The following is a 20,426-nucleotide window of genomic DNA, read 5'->3' as shown; positions in this document are numbered from 1 at the left end:
TCCCAAAATGACTGACCTCCTCAGATCCACGCTTTATACCCTATTAGCTATGTTGGCTTTAGTCAGCTGTAGCCAGCAAAAAAAAGAGAGTTTTCTAAAAGATGAGCCTCGCAGGGCAGAGATTCTTTTCCTAGGCCACGACAGCAAACACCATGATTCGGAAAAATTACTTCCCTACCTAGCACGGCCTCTTTTTCCAAAAGGGATCAATTTCACATACACTTCAGACCCAAATGACCTGAATGATGACAACCTGATGCATTATGACGGATTGGCCATCTATGCAAACCACGATGAAATCACTGCAGAGCAGGAAGCTGCACTGAAAAAATTTGTTGAAAGTGGAAAAGGGCTGATCCCCATCCATTCAGCTTCTTTTTGTTTTCGAAACTCAGATTGGTTTGTAAAAGCAGTAGGGGGACAATTCAAATCTCATGGAACAGGTGATTTTACGGTGGACATTATCGCCCCCGAGCACCCTATCATGGAAGGTGTGGAAGTTTTTGAAACCTGGGATGAAACCTACTTACACTCTCAAATCAATCCTGATATGACTGTTTTGATGGAAAGAGAGGAAAATGGACACAGAGAACCTTGGACCTGGATCAGAAACCAAGGTGAAGGCAGGGTATTTTACACAGCTTATGGGCATGACGAACGTACTTGGTCCAAACCGAAATTTCATACCCTCATGGCAAACGGAATTCTCTGGGCCATCGGAGACAAGGCTGCTGATTTGGTGGCCTCATTTGATATCCCTCAACCGGAATTCAGAGATGCAGAAATCCCCAATTATGAAAGACGGGACCCTGCTCCTCGGTATCAATTACCGCTTTCTCCGAAAGAATCGATGAAACTTGTTCAGGTGCCTGTAGGCTTTGAATTGCAATTGTTTGCTTCCGAACCGGATATTGTCAACCCTATGGCTATGTGTTGGGACGAAAAAGGCAGGCTTTATGTAGTGGAGACTGAAGATTATCCCAATGAAGTCCGTCAGGAAGGCGGAAATGACCGTATCAAAGTTCTGGAAGACACCAATGGAGATGGAAAAGCTGATAAAGTCACTGTTTTTGCTGAAGGCCTCAATATTCCTACCAGTCTGGTCGCAGTCAATGGTGGCATTCTCATCTCCATGGCACCTGACTTTATTTTTCTCAAAGATACCAATGGGGACGGCAAAGCAGATCTGAGAGAAACAGTCATTACTGGCTGGGGAAAAAGCGATACCCATGCCGGCCCATCCAATCTGAAATATGGATTTGACAATAAGATTTGGGGCGTCCTGGGTTATGCAGGTTTCAAAGGCGAAGTAGGTGGTAAAGAATTCAGTTTTTCGCAAGGCGTCTATCGTTTTGACCCAGACTGGACCAATTTTGAGTTTTTAGGTTCAACCAGTAACAATACCTGGGGACTTGGTTTTTCGGAAGATTTCAATGTTTTTATCTCCACAGCCAATGGGCAGCATAGTGCTTACTTGGCCATGAGTAATGAATATGTTAAAAGACCTATCAGTGGTGGTATGAATAATGCTGTATTTGGTATAGACAGCCATGTAGACATGCCTCACCTCACACCTGCCCTTAGGCAAGTCGATTACCATGGGGGTTATACTGCGGCAGCTGGACATAATTTTTATACGGCTCGTAATTTTCCCAAGCCATATTGGAACAGAATAGCCTTCGTAGCTGAGCCTACCGGAAGGGTACTGCATAATGCCATCATAGAAAAGGATGGCTCTGGTTTCAAAGAGAAAAACGGTTTCAATATACTGGCAAGTTCAGATGAATGGTTTTCACCTGTGCATGCAGAAGTGGGTCCAGATGGGGCGCTTTGGGTCGCAGATTGGTACAATTTCATCATTCAGCACAACCCTACACCACGGGGTTTTGAAAACGGACCTGGCAATGCCTATATCAATCCGCTCCGGGATGCAAAGCATGGCAGAATTTATCGTTTGGTGTACAAAGGCAATAATGATTACAAGACCATGTCAATCGATTCTGATAAAAACAGAGATCTGATTGCAGGATTGAAAAGCGACAACATGTTCTGGAGGCTTACTGCCCAGAGGCTTATCGTCGAAAACAACAACACTTCTATTATCAAAGATCTATACAAATTGATTGATGATAGAAAAACAGATGAAATGGGACTCAATACCTCAGCCATACATGCCTTGTGGGCACTTCATGGACTAGGGAAATTAGATGGCTCTGACAGAGGAAGCCTACAAATCGCACAAAAAGCCCTCAACCACCCCTCAGCGGGAGTCAGAAAAGCTGCAGTTGAAGTCCTTCCTACCACAGAGGAGAGTGTACAGAAAATAGAAGCTTCAAAAATCCACCAGGATTCGGACCTCAATGTAAGAAAAGCGGCATTTCAAAAAGTGGCTTTGGTCAAAGATTCAAGAACAACATCCAGCTTCCTTTTTACAGCAAGTCAGGATGATTCCAACGCAAAGGACAATTATATCCGTCAGGTAATATTTGCAGGCGTCCTTAACAACCCTTCTTATTTTGACGAAAGATTGGCTGAATTGATACCCAAAGGTAAAGCAGACTCCGTTCTCAACCTTACAGATAGGATTGCAAAGAGCCTTGTCGAGGAAGAATACAATTTAGACAGGCGGGCACCTATTGCTTTCCCCCCGAGTATCAAAGGAAAGGAAATCAAAATCAGGGCTGAATTGGCAAAAGGACCCGATGGAATCGAGGGCGTGATTGTCGCACAAGGAGATAAACAAAACGGCTATGTACTCTTTGCAAAAGATGATATTTTAAATTGGGTAGTCAAGCAAAATGGCAAAGCCTATAAAATATCTAGCCCGAAAGGACTTCAAAATGGTCTTTTTGAAGTCAATGCCAGCCTTTTGGAAGACGGAAAAATGCAGCTCTTCATTGCCGGAAATAAAATCGGCGAAGTAATGACACCTGGTCTATTTGCCGAAGATATTACACCTGCCAATGTAAGAGTGGGAAATGATTATGGCGGTGAAAATCAGGTAGGAGACTATGAAGGGGCATCTTGGTTAAGAGGTAGAATGGGAAGAGAAAGCTTTATCAGCTTCAGGAATCCAGCATTGGAAATTGACCAAGTAATTACAGAGGATACCTCCGATGATATTCCCAAAATCACTAGGGAAAATGCCACAATAGTCAAGGTGGGTGTCATCCCTCACGAAATGAAATACGATGTCAGTACCATCAAAGTCAGCGCAGGACAACCTGTGATCATCGATTTTGAAAACAAAGACTTTATGCAACATAACCTGATCATCGGAAAAGTAGGTTCTTTGGAAAAACTTGGTCAGGCAGCAGATGCCATGGCGAGGGATCCAAAAGGGATGGAAAAGCAATATATTCCTGAGATTCCTGAAATCATTGTGGCTTCCAAATTGGTTGATCCTGACAACCTGGAATCCATCATGTTTATCGCTCCTTCCCAACCCGGTGAATATCCATTTGTCTGTACCGTTCCAGGTCATTGGCGCATTATGAACGGAAAAATGATCGTTGAATAAAACCAAAAATTATATGTCATTAAATATAAGCTTCGGAGTCAGCACCTGGCTTTGGACTTCCCCTTTCAATACTTCTACTTTGGACCTTTTTCCTAAAATCAAATCCATGGGATTCGATGTGGTGGAGATACCTGTAGAAGATCCTGCTCTGATTGATTCAAAAACATTGAGCAAAGCCTTAGAAGCAAATGGGCTTCAGCCTGTGATCTGTGGAGCATTTGGTCCGACCAGAGATTTAACTCATGACGACCCTTCTTTCCATCAGACATGCTTCGAATACCTCAGAGCTTGTTTTGAAATCAGCAATGCCTTAGGAGCAAACTTTGTAGCAGGACCTATGTATTCCGCTGTAGGAAAAGCCCGAAAAGTATCCGAAGACCAGAAGAAAAAAGAATGGGAAAGGGCTGTCAATAACCTCCACAAGGTATGTCAAATGGCAGAAGCGACAGGACAAAAGATTGCCCTTGAATCTCTCAACCGTTTTGAGACGGATCTGATCAATACCACAGAGGAGTTATTGAAATTGATTGAAGATATCAACCATCCTTCAGCCCATGTATTGATGGATGGATTTCATCTGAGTATAGAAGAAAAAAACCTGGAAGAGGCCATCAGAGCAGTGGGGCAAAAATTGATACATGTACAGGTTTCGGAAAATCACCGTGGAATTCCAGGCACAGGTATGACAGATTGGGTTTCTTTCCGAAAAGGCCTGGAAGCAGTCCAATACAAAGGTGCGGTATCTATTGAAAGTTTTACCCCCCATGTTCAGGAGCTGGCAGACGCCGTTTGTATCTGGAAACCTTTGGCTAAAGATCAGGATTATTTCGCCACTGAGGGAATCAAATTTCTCAAAGAATGGGCAAGTCAATAATTGAAACTTAAACTAACCATAATAAAATGAGCAAGAAAAAAATCAATATAGCCATCATAGGGTTAGGCTTTGGAGCTGAATTTATTCCTATTTATCAAAAGCACCCAAATGCCAATATGTATGCAATCTGCCAAAGAAATGAGCAGAAACTCAATGAAATCGGAGATGCTTTCGGCGTAGAAAATAGATATACGGATTACGATGAATTGTTGAAAGATCCCAATATTGATGCAGTGCACATCAATACGCCCATACAGGCACATGCCGAACAGTCTCTCAAAGCTCTTCGGGCCGGAAAACATGTAGCCTGCACAGTACCAATGGCTACCACCGTAGAAGAATGCCGCCAGATTGTAGAAGCCTGTCAGGAAACCGGCCTCACCTACATGATGATGGAAACTGTGGTGTACAGCCGTGAATTCCTATTTGTAAAAGAGATGTACGAAAAAGATGAACTTGGCAAACTTCAGTTCCTGAGAGGAAGCCATCAACAGGAAATGGCAGGTTGGCCAGGCTATTGGGAAGGCTTGCCCCCTATGCATTACGCCACACATTGTGTTGGCCCTGTTTTGGCCCTGCCAAAAGCAAAAGCAGAATACGTCTCTTGCTTTGGCTCGGGAAGGATTGACGAAAACCTTATTGAAAAATACGGGTCTCCATTTGCGATTGAAACCTGCCATATCAAGCTAAAGGACTCTGACCTATCAGCTGAAGTCACACGCTCTTTGTTCAATACAGCGAGACAATACAGAGAGAGTTTTGATGTCTACGGTTCCAAAAAATCATTTGAATGGACTTTGATCGAACATGAAGAACCGGTCATCCATACCGGCGAAACTCCTGAGCGTGTTTCTGTTCCTGACTATGCCCATCTATTACCCAAAGAAATTGCTTCATTTACCACAGCTGGAGTATATGACTCAGATGACAATCAGCATCTTTCATTCATTCAGGGTGCAGGTCATGGTGGTTCACATCCACACTTGGTGCATGAGTTTTTGACGGCACTGGTAGAAGGAAGAGAGCCTTATCCAAATGCCAAGGAATCAGCCAACATCACTTGTGTAGGAATTCTGGCCCATGAATCTGCCATGGAGGGAGGCAAGATCATTCCTTTGCCTGATTTTACATTTTAAAACCTTACCTAAGCCGCTAATATTAAATCCATTCAATTTGTAAAAAAAATTGGTTTTGATTTAGTCCAATTGTGTCTTCGGGTCTTATAAAATAAAAAGTTAAGGCTCGAAGGTACAATTTTCATCAATAATCTGACTTCTATATTTCCAAGAGATCGTCCAACAATTCATCCACTCCATTACTGGCTCTTCTACTTCTATTTTCAACAATATTCCCATGCCTGTCCACTATCAAAGCATGTGGTAGTGACTGGATATCAAACTGAATTTTCAGCTTTTTAGTCCATACATCATTGGCAAAATAGTTTTCCATTTTAAGACCAAAACGATCTATATACTCCTCCCATTTTTCCAATGGGGTTTCTATACAGATATTGATGATTTTAACCAGTTTGTCCCGATATTTTTCCACAAGCTGATTTTCATAGGGAAATTCTTCTATACAGGGTTTACACCAAGAGGCCCAAAAATTAATCAATAAAACATTTCCCAAAAAATCTGGTGCTTCCACATATTCTCCCTCTCGATCCACTAAAATAAAATACAGTATATTAATGCGAAGTCCAAGTAATCTTGTAGACATCTGAAAAAAGCTTTAACAAACAGAATGAAAAGCCCCGCAAATGGAATTTTCAGGGCTTTTCATTTTTATGATCCCTAACTACCTGGCAGTTCCTGAATTGATAGTTTGTCCAAAAAATACTGCATTTAAAAACAGCTTATTGGTACCAAACCAGAAAGCGCGGAAATTTGGGTTGTCCACAAATCCGATCACTTTACCTCTGCCTTGTGCTGCTACCCTTATGGCTCCGGTATCCTTCATTTCTTCCAAATTAGTAGGGTGTACATAGCCACTGGCCAAAGGTGAAGAAGAATAGATCAAAGGATTGGCATAGGCATTTTCCGAAGGCTCCATAAAGAGGTTACTGTTTCTAAAGGAATACATTTCGGGTCTTGTATAGCCATAACCTAGGGGATGGGTAGTATCCAGCTTGACATGAAATATCGCTCCTCCGGTCACCTTAGCCCCTGTTTCACGGCTGTAATCCGCGTAACTCTTCTGAACTTCCTCATCATCATTTTTAGGACTTTTAAATTTGAAAGAACCGACACCATTATTGTCCAGCCATTGAAGTGCATAGCCTCTGGCAATCAAAGTCCCCCCAGCATTTACCCAATCTTTCAATTTTTCCGCACCTGATTTTCCGAGGGAATTGTAATTACCATTGGACATCACAATGACATTATATCTGCTCAGATCCACAGAAGACATCCTATCTAATGGAAGTAAAGTTGCAGGAATCCCAAATCTCTGGTCAAGCAAATGCCAGGTTTCACCGGCTTCAGCACTGCTTACTCCTCCTTCCACAAAAACGGCAATTTTGGGTATTTCCAACACATCAATAGAAGGTGAACCAATATTCACTCCTTTCGTGTACCCGGTGCTGACTGCATAAATATCCACGCCGCTTGATTTAGCTGCTTTTTGAAGATCTTCGAAAAACTCTTCATCTGAGCTTTTTGCCTGTCCCTTACTTATCAGGATACTTCCTCTTGGCATTTTCACTCCTTCAGGAGTCGTGATTTCTTCATGAGCTACCCGGGTCAGATAACCCTTATCCATTAAGGAATAAAGCGCTTTTGGAGCATAATACTCTCCCCAGGCAAAAATGTAACTGTATGCCCCTGATTCTCCTATTACCTGTCCCTCTTTCAGGCTCAGATCTTTCGATACCTGCTCTACACTGGCAAGGTTTAGGATTCTACTGCTCAAGGCCATGTAATCCAAGTTGAAAGCCATGGGCATAGTCCATGCGGAGACATCATAGAATAAGCTGTCTTCAAATGTAGTCCTTGTCTCAAAAACAGATTTAATCAATCTGTACTGAGGCTGGTTGAGCGGTACGATATAAGCCTTTTCTTTTTTGAATTCAACACCATTGACAGTAATATCTTCTTGAAGACTAAACACCTCAACGTCATGCTGTAGAATCATATCTGCAAGATGAAAAGTTCTGCCCCCATCCTCTTGAGCTCCAAAAATATAGGCCTTATTGGAATCCTCGTCATACTCAGATTTGACTTGGGTGTAAAACTCCTTCATGTAGGTATTCAGCTCGACCCGCATTTCTTTGGCTGCCTCAAATGAAGACAGAGTCGTGGTAAACTGATTCCTTATGGTAAATGCAAAGGTCAGTGGCCCGTAGATACTTTCCTGAACATGACCTCTGGAAGAGGCTTGTTCAAATAATATTCCGATAGAACCTTGAACATCCGGATAGGTAGAGCCTTTTCCATAATAGAAATCATCAAAACTCTCCTGTGTGTAATAAAGGGAACCGATTTTATCTAAAAACCTTGCATGATATTGTCCTATTTTTTCGGTCAGCGTAAAGTTCTTTTTCGGAGTCAAAGGGTGATTTCTTGCCGGAATACCTGGCTGAAAAAAGAATGTAGAGTTAGTCCCCATTTCATGATGATCCAATTGAATATTGGGAAGCCATTCCTGAAACTTGGAAACACGGTTTCTAGACTCCGGATGCTGAACGGGAAGCCAATCTCTATTCAGATCAAACCAATAATGGTTTGTTCTTCCTCTTGGCCAAGCTTCATTGAATTCCCTGCTGTTAGGGTCTGAATTTAGCGTGTAGCTTTTGTGCGTATTCACCCAAGAGGCAAAGCGGTTGACGCCATCTGGATTCATTGCTGGATCGAGCAAAATAACAATATTTTCCAGGTCATCGGCAACTTCATTGGCTGCTGCAAAATGATATGCAGCCAAAAGCGCCGCATTAACAGCACTGGGCTCATTTCCATGAACGGAATATCCTGCCCAGATGACCAGAGGTATATTATCCAAGTCCACTTGGCCAGATGGATCTCTCAACTTCTTTCTTTCCTCCTTGATTTCCTCCAATCTACCATGATTCCTTGGTGAAGTAATGGTCAATATAGTCTGAGGCCTCAATTCATAGGTTCTTCCAATCACTTCGAAACTTACCCGATCTGAAGCTTCCGCCATGGCTTTCATGTAGCTGACTACCTGATCGTGGGATGCATGCCAATCTCCTACTTCAAAACCCAATATATCTTTGGGTGTGGGAATGGTTGAGTCATAGGTATAACCTTCTGGCAAATAATAATTCAGCTCATTCTGTGCCTTTGCCTGACTTATCAATAGCAAGGTCACGGCAATAAAGGAAAGTAATTTTCTGTTCATGGTTTTCTATTCAATTTGACTATAATCCATTCTAAATAAAAAAAATTAGTTATTTTCGAATGATTGCTAAAATAGCAGGAATTTGATTAGATGCATAATTCAAATATGACAATGGGCCTAGAATTGATATTGGCAGTACTTTACGGGATTCTTTCCTTTTGGGCAATTTGGGATTTATCTTTAAAAAGAAATCTTACCAAATCCAATAAAATGATCTGGCTGGCCTTAATTCTCTTTTTCCATCCTATTGGGCCATTTTTGTATTTCCATGAAGCTAATAAGCAAAAAAGAAAATCTATCTTTCAAAGACACTAAAACCTCAATAATATGTTCGGACTAGGAATCGTTGGACTTTTAATATATGCTTACACAATCTATGACGTGCTTACCAGTAATTTTGGTCCAGGTAATGACAAAATTGTCTGGATTCTTGTCGTGATTTTTTTGCCTTTGTTGGGAACACTACTTTGGTTCTTATTCGGCAAGAGATCCGCGAGATGAGGATTTATCTTCACCCTGAAGATAAATCTTATTTAAAGCTTCCTCCAAGCTAGGATACCTGAATTGAAATCCTGATTCAAGGATTTTATTTGCTGAGACTTTGTTCCCTCCCAAGACCATTTGTGCCATTTCTCCTAGAATGATTTTTAATCCAAAACCGGGAACACCAAAATTGACGAATATTTTCCCTTTCTTTTTGGCAACCTTTTCTGTCAGCTCCGAATTCGTTGAAGGATTTGGCCCTACGGCATTATAAATACCTTTGACTTGATTATTTTCGAGGGCATAAAAAAACATTCTAGCTAAGTCATCCACCTGAATCCAGCTCATCCACTGTTGGCCAGAACCCAAGGGGGCCGCTACGGGAGGCTTCATCATTTCTACCAAAGCTCCGCCATCTTTTGCCAAAACAATGCCGATCCGAAGCATCACAGTCCGCAAACCCAATCCCTCTATTTTTCCAACCTCATCCTCCCAAGCAGTCACCACTTGAGCCAAAAAATCATCTCCCCTTGGGCTATTTTCATCTACTAAGGTATCCCCCGTATTAAAGCCGTAGTACCCCACAGCCGAAGCAGAAACAAATACTGATGGTTTATTTGCAGACTTTTCAATACACTTTCTTAATAAGGAAGTCGACATCGTTCGGCTTTGAAGAATTGCTTTTTTCCTCTCCGCGGTCCACCTTTTGTCAGCCACTCCAGCACCGGCCAAATGAATGACCCCATCTGCCCAATTGATAGCCTCTTCATCCATTTCCTGTTTTTCAATATTCCATTGGAAAGCCCTTTGACCTTTCCCTTCAGCACTCCTGCTAAGCCAAGCCACTTCGTACCCTTTCCTCTCCAATAGGTAGGTAATCTTCTTTCCAATCAAGCCAGAGCCTCCTGTTATCAATATATGCTTCATACTTTTCTTCATAATATTACAATCCTTAAGTTATAGCTTTGTTTGTTAAAGAATAATATTCTGTTGAAAATTTATGGTTTTTACCAATAAAGGCTATTTTTGTCAAACTTAAGGTGATGGGGTTCCGCCTAAAACCGCTTTTCTTGAAAGCTGATGACTCCTACTTCAACACATTTATAATGCTGGCATTAGCCATATCTAAAACCTAATCTTTTATGTTGAAGAGGATATCTGATGAATTGAAAACGAAAAGTTTTTTCCAAAAAGAACTCTTTCCAAGTCTAATATTTACCCTTAAATGGCTATTGATCGCTGGAATCGTTGGATTTCTGGCAGGGTCAGCGTCGGCATTTTTTCTTGTAGCATTGGAATTTGTCACCAATTTCAGGGAATCAAACCTCTGGATTATCGCTTTGCTACCTTTAGGTGGTCTTATAATAGGCTGGACTTACCATAAGTTTGGAGAATCCGTTGTCAAAGGCAATAACCAATTACTCGAGGAGTTTTACAACCCCCAAAAAACCATTCCACTTAGGATGGCCCCTCTGGTACTTTTTGGAACTATAGCCACACATTTATTTGGAGGATCAGCCGGCAGAGAGGGCACAGCTGTGCAAATGGGAGGTGCCATTGCTGACCAGTTCACCAAATGGCTCAAACTGACCAAAGAAGACCGTAAAATTTTGATCACAATTGGAGTTGCGGCAGGGTTTGCCTCGGTTTTCGGTACACCATTAGCAGGAGCGGTATTTGCCTTGGAATGGTTAGTTGTGGGCAGGATACGTTATGAATCGATTTTACCTGCATTTCTAGGGGCTTATGTTGCGGATTATGCATGCGCTGAATTTTGGCAGGTGCACCATACCCATTATGAAATCTCTATTGTGCCAGCCATAAACATCCCTACACTGCTCTGGATCATACCGGCAGGTATCTGTTTTGGATTGGCTGGAAGAATCTTTGCCAAGGCTACTCATCTTTGGTCAAAAGCCTTTAAGAGTTCAATTGCCTATCCCCCGTTGCGTCCCTTGATAGGCGGTGTGATGGTTGCGCTTTTGGTTTTGGCAATGGGAACTACCAAATATATAGGCTTGGGAATTCCCACCATTGTGGATTCATTTTCAGATAACCTACCCTGGTACGATTCATTGGTAAAGATTTTTATGACTTCCCTGACCTTGGGAGCAGGCTTTAAAGGTGGGGAAGTGACCCCTCTATTTTATACTGGAGCTACCCTTGGCAATGCACTTTCAGGAGTGATTCCACTACCTATGGCACTATTGGCAGGAATGGGTTTCGTGGGCGTTTTTTCCGGTGCTACCAATACCCCATTGGCTTGTACTTTGATGGGAATCGAACTATTTGGAGCTGAACCGGGAATATTTATAGGAGTAGCCTGCGTAGTGGCCTATATTTTCAGCGGCCATGCAGGAATATACAATTCCCAAGTGATCGGCAGTCCAAAAACCTTCAAAGCCAAAACCAGCAAGGGACGGAAAATTGGGGAGCTCTAGCATTTTCTGAAAATTAAAACAGCATATTTAGCATTTGATTTATCAGGTTGAATTCTTAGTTTAACAGATTCAATAAGATTTTTCTATGGAATACATTGATACCAATCCCGTCAATTGGAATACGGATAATTTCCGCTAAATCAAACTTATGCAAAAAATATACTATCATTTCCCCACCTTCCTACTTCTATTACTTCCCTTTTTTGCTTTTCCTCAATCAGACCTCTCCCAAAAAGTCCCTTTGGACCCCAGAGTCAAAATAGGCACCTTGGAAAATGGCCTGGTATATTACGTTCAACAAAACCCCAAACCAGAAAATAAAGTAGAACTCCGTCTTGTAGTAAATGCTGGCTCTGTTTTAGAAAATGAAGACCAACGAGGTCTTGCACACTTCACCGAACACATGGCTTTTAATGGTTCGGAAAACTTCGAAAAAAACGAACTTATTTCCTATCTACAATCCATAGGGGTTTCTTTTGGAGCTGACCTTAATGCCTACACTGGGTTTGACGAAACGGTCTACATTCTTCCAATCCCATCAGATGATGAGGAAAAGTTAAGAAGCGGTTTTCAGGTTTTGCGGGATTGGGCAGGTGGATTATCCCTGCGCGAAGAAGATATTGACGCCGAAAGAAGCATCATCTTGGAAGAGTGGCGTACCGGTCAGGGCTACAGCCAAAGAACGCGTGATCAATACTTACCCAAACTTCTCTACCAAAGCCAATATGCTGAAAGACTACCTATTGGTGACATGGATGTAATCCAGAATTTTGAATATGAGACGCTCCGCCAATTTTACAGAGATTGGTACAGGCCTAACAATATGGCCATTATTGCCGTGGGCGATGCAGATCCTGCGGAATTGGAAAAACTGGTAATCGCCTATTTCAATGACTTGAAAAACCCGGATAATTACCCTGAAAGAAGAAGTTTTGAAGTACCGGATCATGAAGAAACTTTTGTCAGTATTGTAACAGATGAAGAAGCCCCGGGCATTCAGATTCAGTTATTTTATAAGCACCCCCCTTTGCCTTTCCAAACAAAAGCAGATTACAAAGCCTACCTGATCAGAACCATGTATGCTGGTATGCTTACGCAAAGACTGGATGAAATCAGACAGCAACCTAATGCTCCATTTATTTTCGCAGGAACGGGATATGGGAATTTTGTCAGGAGTATGGATTATTTCACAGCCTCTGGGGTAGTTTCACCAGAAAAAGTCAAAGAAGGGATTTTCTCTTTAATCGTAGAAAACAAGAGAGTGGCGACTCATGGCTTTACACAGCCAGAACTTGACCGTGTCAAACGCGCATTGCTTAACAGCGCAGGACGATCTTTCAAGGAAATGGATAAAACAGAATCCAGAGCTATAGTAGGCCGATATGTAAATCATTTTTTGAAAGGTAATTTTGCAGAAGGTGAACAATGGAAATATGAATTTTATCAGGAAATTTTTCCCGAGATCAGCCTAAGCGATATCAATGCCCTGGCTGATGAATTGATAACAGAGCACAACCGGGTAATTATCATTACCGCGCCTGAAGAGGAAAAGGACAAACTGCCTTCTGAAAAAGAAGTTTTGGAATTTTTTGAAAAAGCTTCCCATGTGGATTTGGAGCCTTATGATGAGAAAGAATTGGGTGAAAATCTGATCAGCAACCCTCCTTCCCCAGTCAGTATCCTGGATCAAAAGGAGGTAGAATCAGTGGGAATCTATGAGTTTGACTTAGCTAATGGTGCCAAAGTTTTTGTCAAACCCACGGATTTCAAAAACGATGAAATTGTTTTTACAATTACAGGAAAAGGTGGAGTATCCATTTACCCTGATGAGGACCACTATTCTGCCAGTTATGCCGGGGTGATGGTCAATGTGATGGGTGTAGGAGATTTTTCTCCCAGTGATCTGAGAAAATTCCTGGCAGGGAAAACTGTTTCTGTTACACCAAACATAGGCACCTACGATCAAAATATATCAGGCTCATTCTCTCCGAATCAGGCTGAAACAGCTTTGCAATTGATTCACCTGTATTTTACGAATCCAAGAGAAGACAAAGAGTTGTTTGATATATATTTCAACAACCAAAAAACCCAACTTGCAAGCGCACAGGCCAACCCTGATTACCAGCTATCCAAACAGTTGAATAAAATCATTGCCAATGGTAACAAAAGGGCTTTGGGGATCTTTGATCCTGAAGAATTGGACATGATTTCAGTAGATAGGGGAATGGAAATATTTAGGGAAGCCTTCTCAAACGCCGCTGATTTTGAATTTTACTTTTCCGGAAATATAGAATTGGAAAGCTTTATTCCACTGATGGAAACTTACCTTGCAACCCTACCAGCTGAACCTGATAACTTGAAAACTTTTGAGGACCTTGGCATCAGACCACCAAGAGGACGTGCTGAAGTGATAGAGATAGGTACAGACGAAAAAAGCCAGGTCATTCTGTTTTTCTCCAGCGAGACCAGCTACAGCAGAGATCGGGCAAGGGATATAACCTATCTTGGTGAAATTCTCACCATCAAATTGATAGAAAGCCTAAGAGAGGAAATTGGCGGAGTCTATGGGGTTGGCGCTAGGGGAAGCATGGTTAATAAGCCCGTGGATCAGTTTACATTCTCAGTGAGTTTTCCATGTAGCCCTGACAGGGTGGATGAACTGATCGCTGCAGTTTGGAAAGAAATCAAAAAAATCCAGGACCATGGGCCGGAAGAAACTGACCTTCAAAAAGTAAAGGAAAAAAGAAAAATAGCATTGGAAGAAAATCTTAAGAGAAACAATTACTGGGTAGCACAAATGAGCGCAATCCGAGAATACGGGTTGGATTGGGAAATAGTATTACGTGCAAAAGACCGGATTGACGCCATCAGTGTTGACAACATTAAGGATGCAGCCAGGGAATTTTTGACAGAGGAAAACCTTCTCGAAATCAGAAAGTACCCTAAAAGGATTTTGGAATCCGGAAATGGGGCAGAAATTCCATAACACAACTTGAAGCCAGAAAAGCAAGGAACTTTTTTGATGGATTAGTAATCCTTATTTTCCAATTTGGCAATTTCTGCTTTTCTTCGCTATATGGATTTTTCTTGGATTTGGATCGGCATCAAAGAAGGACTTGCCGAAATGACTTGGCTGGAAGCTGTAGCTGTGTTTTTTGGAATAGCCAGCGTCATCTATTCTATCAAAAAGAATATTCTGGTCTTTCCTACAGGAATGGTCAGCACATTGATCTATGTGTATATCTGCTTGCAATACAAGTTATATGCAGACATGGGGATCAATGCTTATTATTTTGCAATGTCAGTTTATGGTTGGTACTTATGGAGCAGGCCTCCTGGAGAAAAAGAAGAACTTCCTGTGACCTGGCTGAATAAAAAAGGGATCATTCAATCTATCCTGTTATTAATTGGCTCCTATGCTGTTTTGTATTTTGTGCTGGCAAATTTTACCGACAGTGATGTCCCCTATTGGGATTCATTCACTACTGCTTCGGCCTTTGTAGGCATGTGGCTGATGGCCAAGAAAAAGGTTGAAAACTGGATTGCCTGGATTATTACTGATATAGTTTCTGTACCTCTTTATTTCTACAAGGGGCTGACACTTACCTCATTTCAATTTTTGTTTTTCACAATATTGGCAACAATAGGTTTGATAGAATGGATCAAAGCTGCAAAAAAAGAAAATAAGGCTTATGCTTAAAAAAGTGGTGATACTAGGGCCTGAATCAACCGGAAAAAGTACTTTGGCAGAAGCTTTGGCAAAGCATTTTGATTGTCCTTGGGTGCCGGAGTTTGCAAGAGAATATGTAGCAAAACTTACTAGGCCATATACTTTTGATGACTTGGAAGAAATAGCGAGAGGCCAAATCCGATTAGAAGACCTAACCGCTTTGAGTACTGAACAATTATTGATTTGTGATACAGACCTTCTTGTCCTCAAAGTTTGGAGCCAACACAAATATGGAACGGTTTCACCTTGGATTGAGGAGCAGATTGGCAAAAGAAAATATGACCTTTATCTGGTGACAGATATAGACATTCCTTGGTCAGCTGACCCTCAAAGGGAGTATCCTGAGCCAGAGATGAGACAGTATTTTTTTGACTGGTACAAAAAACTGGCTGCAGAAAGTGGAGTGCCTTACAGAATAATTTCGGGAAAAGAAAAAGAAAGAAAAGCTTTAGCCGTTCAAATTATTCAAGAACAATTAATAAAAATTAACTGAGGGGTAATCAAAGCAAAGTATGGAGAATTAAAATTAACAAGAATTAATCATTATCTTTGAAGAGAATGTCGGACGATCACCCAGCTTGTTTTCCATTCATATTTACTTAATTATCAAATTACTATTCCAATCAAGATGCGTCCGCCTAGATTCAATGCCGCATCCTCCTTTCATTCAGATTTAAAAGGGAGGGTCAAAAATTATTTCTCACAAAAAAACATCAGCCCCACCGGAAACTCCAAACTTTATTTCAAAGCCTCCTTGATGGTTGTGCTTTATATTGCTGTATTCATTCACCTTGTTTTTTTCACACCTTTCTGGGCAATCGCTCTGCTTGAAGCTATTCTCCTTGGAGCACTAGCTGCAGGAATAGGTTTCAATGTCATGCATGATGGGGCACACGGCAGCTTTTCAAACAAATCCTGGGTCAATGAACTGGCAGGAGTCACTATCAACTTTTTGGGTGCAAATGTATTCATGTGGAAAACCAAACACAATGTTGTCCATCATTCTTTCACCAATGTAGATGAAGTGGACGACGACATGAACGCCAGACCTCTTTTGAGACTTTGCCCCAATCAGAAAAAGTACGCCATTCATAAGTATCAACACAAGTATTTTCTTTTGGTCTATTCTATCCTTTATATTTATTGGGTATTCTTTACTGACTACAAAAAATATATCACCAAAAAAGTAGGACAAACACCTATTGCAAAAATGAATGTGAAAGAACACTTTATTTTTTGGGGATTTAAGGTTTTACACTTGGCATTATTTGTTGCATTGCCAATATATACCGTAGGGTTTCTGCCTTGGTTGGTAGGTTTTCTTACTTATGGAATTGCAACTGGTATTTGCTTGAGTGTTGTCTTTCAGCTTGCGCATTCCTTGGAGGAGACAGAATTCCCAATGCCTGATCAGGCTACTAACAAATTGGAAAATGACTGGGCCGTGCATCAACTAAAGACTACTGCTAACTTTGCGACCAACAATAAAATTCTTTCATGGATGATAGGTGGGTTAAACTTCCAGATTGAGCATCACCTTTTTCCAAACATATCCCATATTCATTATCCTGCAATCAGCAAAATCATCAGAGAGACTTGCGAGGAATATCAGATCAGGTACATAGAACATCCAAAAATGCGTTTGGCTTTTAGTTCTCATGTCAGGCATCTAAAATATTTGGGAGAAAATTAATTGAAATTATATCTGATCAAACCGAAGACCAAAAATCTTCGGTTTTTTTATGCCTCAAAGTGTAAAGTAATAAAAGGATTTATAAAAGCTAGATACTTTGCTTCATAAGCTTTTCAAGCTACCTTTGTGATAAGATCATTATAGGGGTGCCTTAAAATATCGGGCTGAGATCATACCCACAATACCTGATCCGGGTAGTGCCGGCGAAGGGAAATGAGTAACCGAAGATAGAGAATTGCAAAGACCTAGGTCATAGGAGCGAAAGCACCTATACAAGCATGCAAAATTGTAATTCCTAAACTTGGGTAGAGGGTAAACAGTTAAATGAAAATCACCCCCTTGGTTTTCTGATGTTTAACCAAATTTTCCGAGGAATCGGATTTAAAGATTATCATGAAAAATTTATTTTGCATACTTGCTTTTTGGCTAGTTGCGATGACTTCAGAAGCTCAATCAAGCTTAAGGGGAGTCGTTCAGAGTAATACCGGTGAAGAACTTGTAGGAGCTAATGTCATTTTGAGTGGAACAGGTAGAGGATCTACCACTGACCTGAGTGGAAAATTCCAAATCAGGAACATTCCCGATGGCACCTATATCCTCAGAGTTACTTATTTGGGCTATGAGCCCTTTACCAGGGAAATTACACTCCCTAATAGTGAGGAGCTGGACATCACCATGAATTCAAGCAGTCTGCTCACGGAAGAGTTTATCGTCTATGCTACCAGAGCTACCGATAAGACTCCAACTACCTTTACCAATGTGGATAAATCAGACATTGCAAAGCTCAACCTGGGACAGGATATTCCTATTCTTCTAAACTTTACCCCATCTGTAGTCAGCTTTTCAGATGCAGGAGCCGGGGTTGGCTATACAGGTTTGAGGATCCGAGGCTCTGATCAGACCCGAATTAATGTTACTGTCAACGGAATTCCGCTCAATGACGCGGAATCACATGGCGTTTTTTGGGTAAATATGCCAGATTTCGCTTCATCGGTAGACAATATCCAGATCCAAAGAGGTGTGGGAACATCCACCAACGGTGCTGCTACTTTTGGTGCCAGCCTCAATATTCAGACAGACACGCGACAGGAAGAAGCTTACGGTGAAGTGGACAATTCATTTGGTTCATTCAATACCAGAAGACACATGGTAAAGGTGGGTTCAGGTCTTATCAATGAAAGGTGGGCTTTTGACGCCAGACTTTCACAGATCAGTTCAGATGGTTACATAGACCGGGCTTCTTCAGATTTGAGATCATACTTTCTTTCAGGTGGATATTATGGAGAAAACCATGTAGTGAAACTCAATATCTTTTCCGGTGCTGAAGTAACCTATCAAGCATGGGAGGGCGTTCCCGAAGCCCTTTTGGAAACGAATAGGACTTTCAATCCCTATACTTATGACAACCAAGTAGACAATTACAGACAGACCCATAATCAATTGATCTATACAGGTCAGTTTGGTGGAAACTGGAAAGCCAACGCCGCTCTTCATTACACCTATGGACGGGGCTTTTTTGAGCAATTCAGAAGCAATGACAGACTTCGAAATTATGCATTGCAGCCAGTAGTCATCGGTGGTGAAAGTATTGAGCGGATGGATTTGATAAGAAGAAGATGGCTGGATAATGACTTTTATGGAGCCGTATTTTCACTTAACTATCTTTCTGATAATGGAAGACTTGATGCCATTGTTGGTGGTGGAGCAAACAGGTACGATGGGGATCATTTTGGGGAATTGATTTGGATGCAATTTGCCGGAGATGTAAATATCAGAGACAGGTATTATGACAACAGAGCCATCAAAGACGACTTCAACATCTATACAAAGGCAACCTATGAAGCTAGCGAGGGCCTTTACCTTTTTGGAGACCTTCAATACAGAAGAATTGACTACAGCTTTGACGGAATCAACAACGATCTTAGAGATATCTCAGGGGAGGTCAATTACAACTTCTTCAATCCAAAATTCGGCTTCTCTTTTCAGCCCGATCCAAGTAAAAGCTGGTATGCTTCCTATGCTGTAGCTAATAGAGAACCTGTAAGAAGGGACTTTACAGACAGTCCCATAGTCGACCGGGCTCCCCAGTCTGAAAACCTCCAAAATATAGAAGCAGGATACAAAAGACAAGGATCGGGATTCAGCTATAGCGCCAACATTTATTACATGAAATACAGGGATCAATTGGTACTTACCGGTCAATTGAATGACGTAGGGGCATATATCCGTGACAATGTGGATAATTCATACCGAGCCGGTATTGAATTAGATGCCGCTTACCAGGTCTCCAGTAAATTTACAGTTGGAGGTAATGTCGCATTGAGCAGAAATAAAATAGAGGAATTTAGAGAGTTTGTTGATGACTATGCTGCTGCTGAATTCCGTCAGGAAGTTATTGTTCATAACAATACTGACATCGCATTCTCGCCTAATGTAGTGGCTGCGGCAATCTTTGATTTCAGACCCATCAAAAATTTTGAAATCAGTCTCCTCAACAAATATGTAGGCAGTCAGTTCTTGGACAATACCCAAAATGAAAATAGAATGTTGGACGCTTTTTGGACCTCTGATCTGAGGTTCAATTATGCTATGAGACCAAGGTTTGTGAAAAACTTGGAATTTACTCTCTTGATCAATAATATTTTCAATCAGCTCTACGAACCTAATGGTTATACATTCAGTTACTTCTTGCCCGCTGAAGGAGCTACAGGAAGAGAGCTGGTGACAGAAAATTTCTATTACCCTCAAGCAGGAACCAATTTCCTTGCTGGCATGAAAATCCTCTTTTAATTAAAAAAAACCATCGAGTAACTCGATGGTTTTTTTTACTCCATGGTTCATCGGCCAAATGAATGACCTTCAGTTTCTGATTCCTTCGGCAAAAAAGTTTTTAACCCAAAGCGTACGGCTTATCAGGTTTACCGTATCCAATATATCATAAATGGTCTTGGGAACAAAAGGGGAGATTTTAACCCGAAAATGGCCTTTACGGTCTTTTTGGATTTCAAGATCAAATTGATGATGCAGACTTAAAAGCTCTTTAGGAAAAAACACTATATTTTTAACAGGTGATGGAGCTTCGGGTTTGATCCCAAATCTTTGTTTTTGACTTACAAATTTTTGATGGGATAATTGTTCCTGAAAATTTCTTTCCTGAATTATCAAAACTGATTTTTTCAGAAATTTGGGATTAAATCTATGGGATAGCTCCAGGCTTCCTTTGACTAAAGAGTATTTCATGTTGTCATGATAGCTGTAATCAAGAGTCAAACCGTTTTTGATACCTAGAAACTTCCAGAGATTGTCTATTCTGCTAAGCTCCATTTACT

General features: G+C 41.2%; 15 protein-coding genes and 2 riboswitches. Of the genes, 11 read left to right on the top strand and 4 right to left on the bottom strand.

Features of this window, described 5'->3' with window-relative positions; translation table 11 throughout:
* Positions 1-49: 49 nt before the first annotated feature.
* The 3 genes from A33Q_RS19680 to A33Q_RS19670 are packed head-to-tail and all read left to right on the top strand — an operon-like array spanning position 50 to position 5,530.
* Positions 50-3,520: a PVC-type heme-binding CxxCH protein gene (locus A33Q_RS19680; protein WP_009032955.1), complete on the top strand. Its 3,471-nt coding sequence runs from the start codon at positions 50-52 to the stop codon at positions 3,518-3,520.
* Between the two features lie 13 nt (positions 3,521-3,533).
* A complete protein-coding gene (locus tag A33Q_RS19675) occupies positions 3,534-4,394 on the top strand; it encodes a sugar phosphate isomerase/epimerase family protein (protein ID WP_009032956.1) in 861 nt (286 codons plus the stop codon).
* Between the two features lie 26 nt (positions 4,395-4,420).
* Positions 4,421-5,530, top strand: a complete 1,110-nt coding sequence (locus A33Q_RS19670) for a Gfo/Idh/MocA family oxidoreductase (RefSeq protein ID WP_009032957.1) — start codon at positions 4,421-4,423, stop codon at positions 5,528-5,530.
* Between the two features lie 139 nt (positions 5,531-5,669).
* Here A33Q_RS19670 and A33Q_RS19665 read toward each other — a convergent pair whose 3' ends face one another.
* Both A33Q_RS19665 and A33Q_RS19660 read right to left on the bottom strand, forming a co-directional pair.
* Complete coding sequence (locus A33Q_RS19665; RefSeq protein ID WP_009032958.1) at positions 5,670-6,113, bottom strand: TlpA family protein disulfide reductase; 444 nt, start codon at positions 6,111-6,113, stop codon at positions 5,670-5,672.
* Positions 6,114-6,191: 78 nt separating this feature from the next.
* The gene (locus tag A33Q_RS19660; protein WP_009032959.1) at positions 6,192-8,750 is read right to left on the bottom strand and encodes a M14 family metallopeptidase; all 2,559 of its coding nucleotides are present in this window, start codon (positions 8,748-8,750) and stop codon (positions 6,192-6,194) included.
* Between the two features lie 90 nt (positions 8,751-8,840).
* Between A33Q_RS19660 and A33Q_RS22615 the strand changes: the two genes are divergently transcribed.
* Positions 8,841-9,065 (top strand): PLD nuclease N-terminal domain-containing protein, encoded by a 225-nt coding sequence (locus A33Q_RS22615; protein WP_009032960.1) that lies wholly within the window; start codon positions 8,841-8,843, stop codon positions 9,063-9,065.
* A 12-nt stretch (positions 9,066-9,077) separates the two neighbouring features.
* Complete coding sequence (locus tag A33Q_RS21900; protein WP_084328518.1) at positions 9,078-9,251, top strand: PLDc N-terminal domain-containing protein; 174 nt, start codon at positions 9,078-9,080, stop codon at positions 9,249-9,251.
* Here the strand turns inward: A33Q_RS21900 and A33Q_RS19650 are convergent.
* Positions 9,225-10,160 carry a TIGR01777 family oxidoreductase gene (locus A33Q_RS19650; protein ID WP_051394907.1) on the bottom strand — a complete coding sequence of 312 codons (936 nt, stop codon included), beginning with the start codon at positions 10,158-10,160 and terminating at the stop codon, positions 9,225-9,227. The two genes, A33Q_RS21900 and A33Q_RS19650, sit on opposite strands and share 27 nt — an antisense overlap.
* A 103-nt stretch (positions 10,161-10,263) precedes the next feature.
* Positions 10,264-10,330: riboswitch (Fluoride riboswitch) on the top strand.
* 45 nt (positions 10,331-10,375) lie between these two features.
* On the opposite strand from A33Q_RS19650, the gene A33Q_RS19645 reads away from it, so the two are divergent.
* The 6 genes from A33Q_RS19645 to A33Q_RS19620 all read left to right on the top strand — a co-directional run bounded on the left by A33Q_RS19645 (position 10,376) and on the right by A33Q_RS19620 (position 19,887).
* Entirely contained in the window at positions 10,376-11,674 is a 1,299-nt protein-coding gene (locus tag A33Q_RS19645) for a voltage-gated chloride channel family protein (RefSeq protein ID WP_009032963.1), read from the top strand.
* A gap of 148 nt (positions 11,675-11,822) precedes the next feature.
* A complete protein-coding gene (locus tag A33Q_RS19640) occupies positions 11,823-14,660 on the top strand; it encodes a M16 family metallopeptidase (protein ID WP_009032964.1) in 2,838 nt (945 codons plus the stop codon).
* Positions 14,661-14,750: 90 nt separating this feature from the next.
* Positions 14,751-15,374 carry a nicotinamide riboside transporter PnuC gene (gene pnuC / locus A33Q_RS19635; protein ID WP_040490726.1) on the top strand — a complete coding sequence of 208 codons (624 nt, stop codon included), beginning with the start codon at positions 14,751-14,753 and terminating at the stop codon, positions 15,372-15,374.
* Entirely contained in the window at positions 15,367-15,897 is a 531-nt protein-coding gene (locus tag A33Q_RS19630) for an AAA family ATPase (protein WP_009032966.1), read from the top strand. Before pnuC ends, A33Q_RS19630 begins: the two co-directional genes overlap by 8 nt.
* Before the next feature lie 135 nt (positions 15,898-16,032).
* Positions 16,033-17,097 carry a fatty acid desaturase family protein gene (locus A33Q_RS19625; protein WP_009032967.1) on the top strand — a complete coding sequence of 355 codons (1,065 nt, stop codon included), beginning with the start codon at positions 16,033-16,035 and terminating at the stop codon, positions 17,095-17,097.
* 132 nt (positions 17,098-17,229) lie between these two features.
* A riboswitch (TPP riboswitch) is annotated at positions 17,230-17,327 on the top strand.
* A 163-nt stretch (positions 17,328-17,490) separates the two neighbouring features.
* Complete coding sequence (locus tag A33Q_RS19620; RefSeq protein ID WP_009032968.1) at positions 17,491-19,887, top strand: TonB-dependent receptor; 2,397 nt, start codon at positions 17,491-17,493, stop codon at positions 19,885-19,887.
* A 69-nt stretch (positions 19,888-19,956) separates the two neighbouring features.
* Here the strand turns inward: A33Q_RS19620 and A33Q_RS19615 are convergent, their stop codons facing one another.
* Positions 19,957-20,421: a hypothetical protein gene (locus tag A33Q_RS19615; protein ID WP_009032969.1), complete on the bottom strand. Its 465-nt coding sequence runs from the start codon at positions 20,419-20,421 to the stop codon at positions 19,957-19,959.
* Between the last annotated feature and the right edge of the window lie 5 nt (positions 20,422-20,426).

Origin of the sequence: Indibacter alkaliphilus LW1 (genome assembly GCF_000295935.2) — a bacterium.
GTDB classification, from domain to species: Bacteria; Bacteroidota; Bacteroidia; order Cytophagales; family Cyclobacteriaceae; genus Indibacter; species Indibacter alkaliphilus.
Note: the sequence above shows the minus strand (reverse complement) of the source record. Positions and strands in the feature narration are given on the sequence as shown.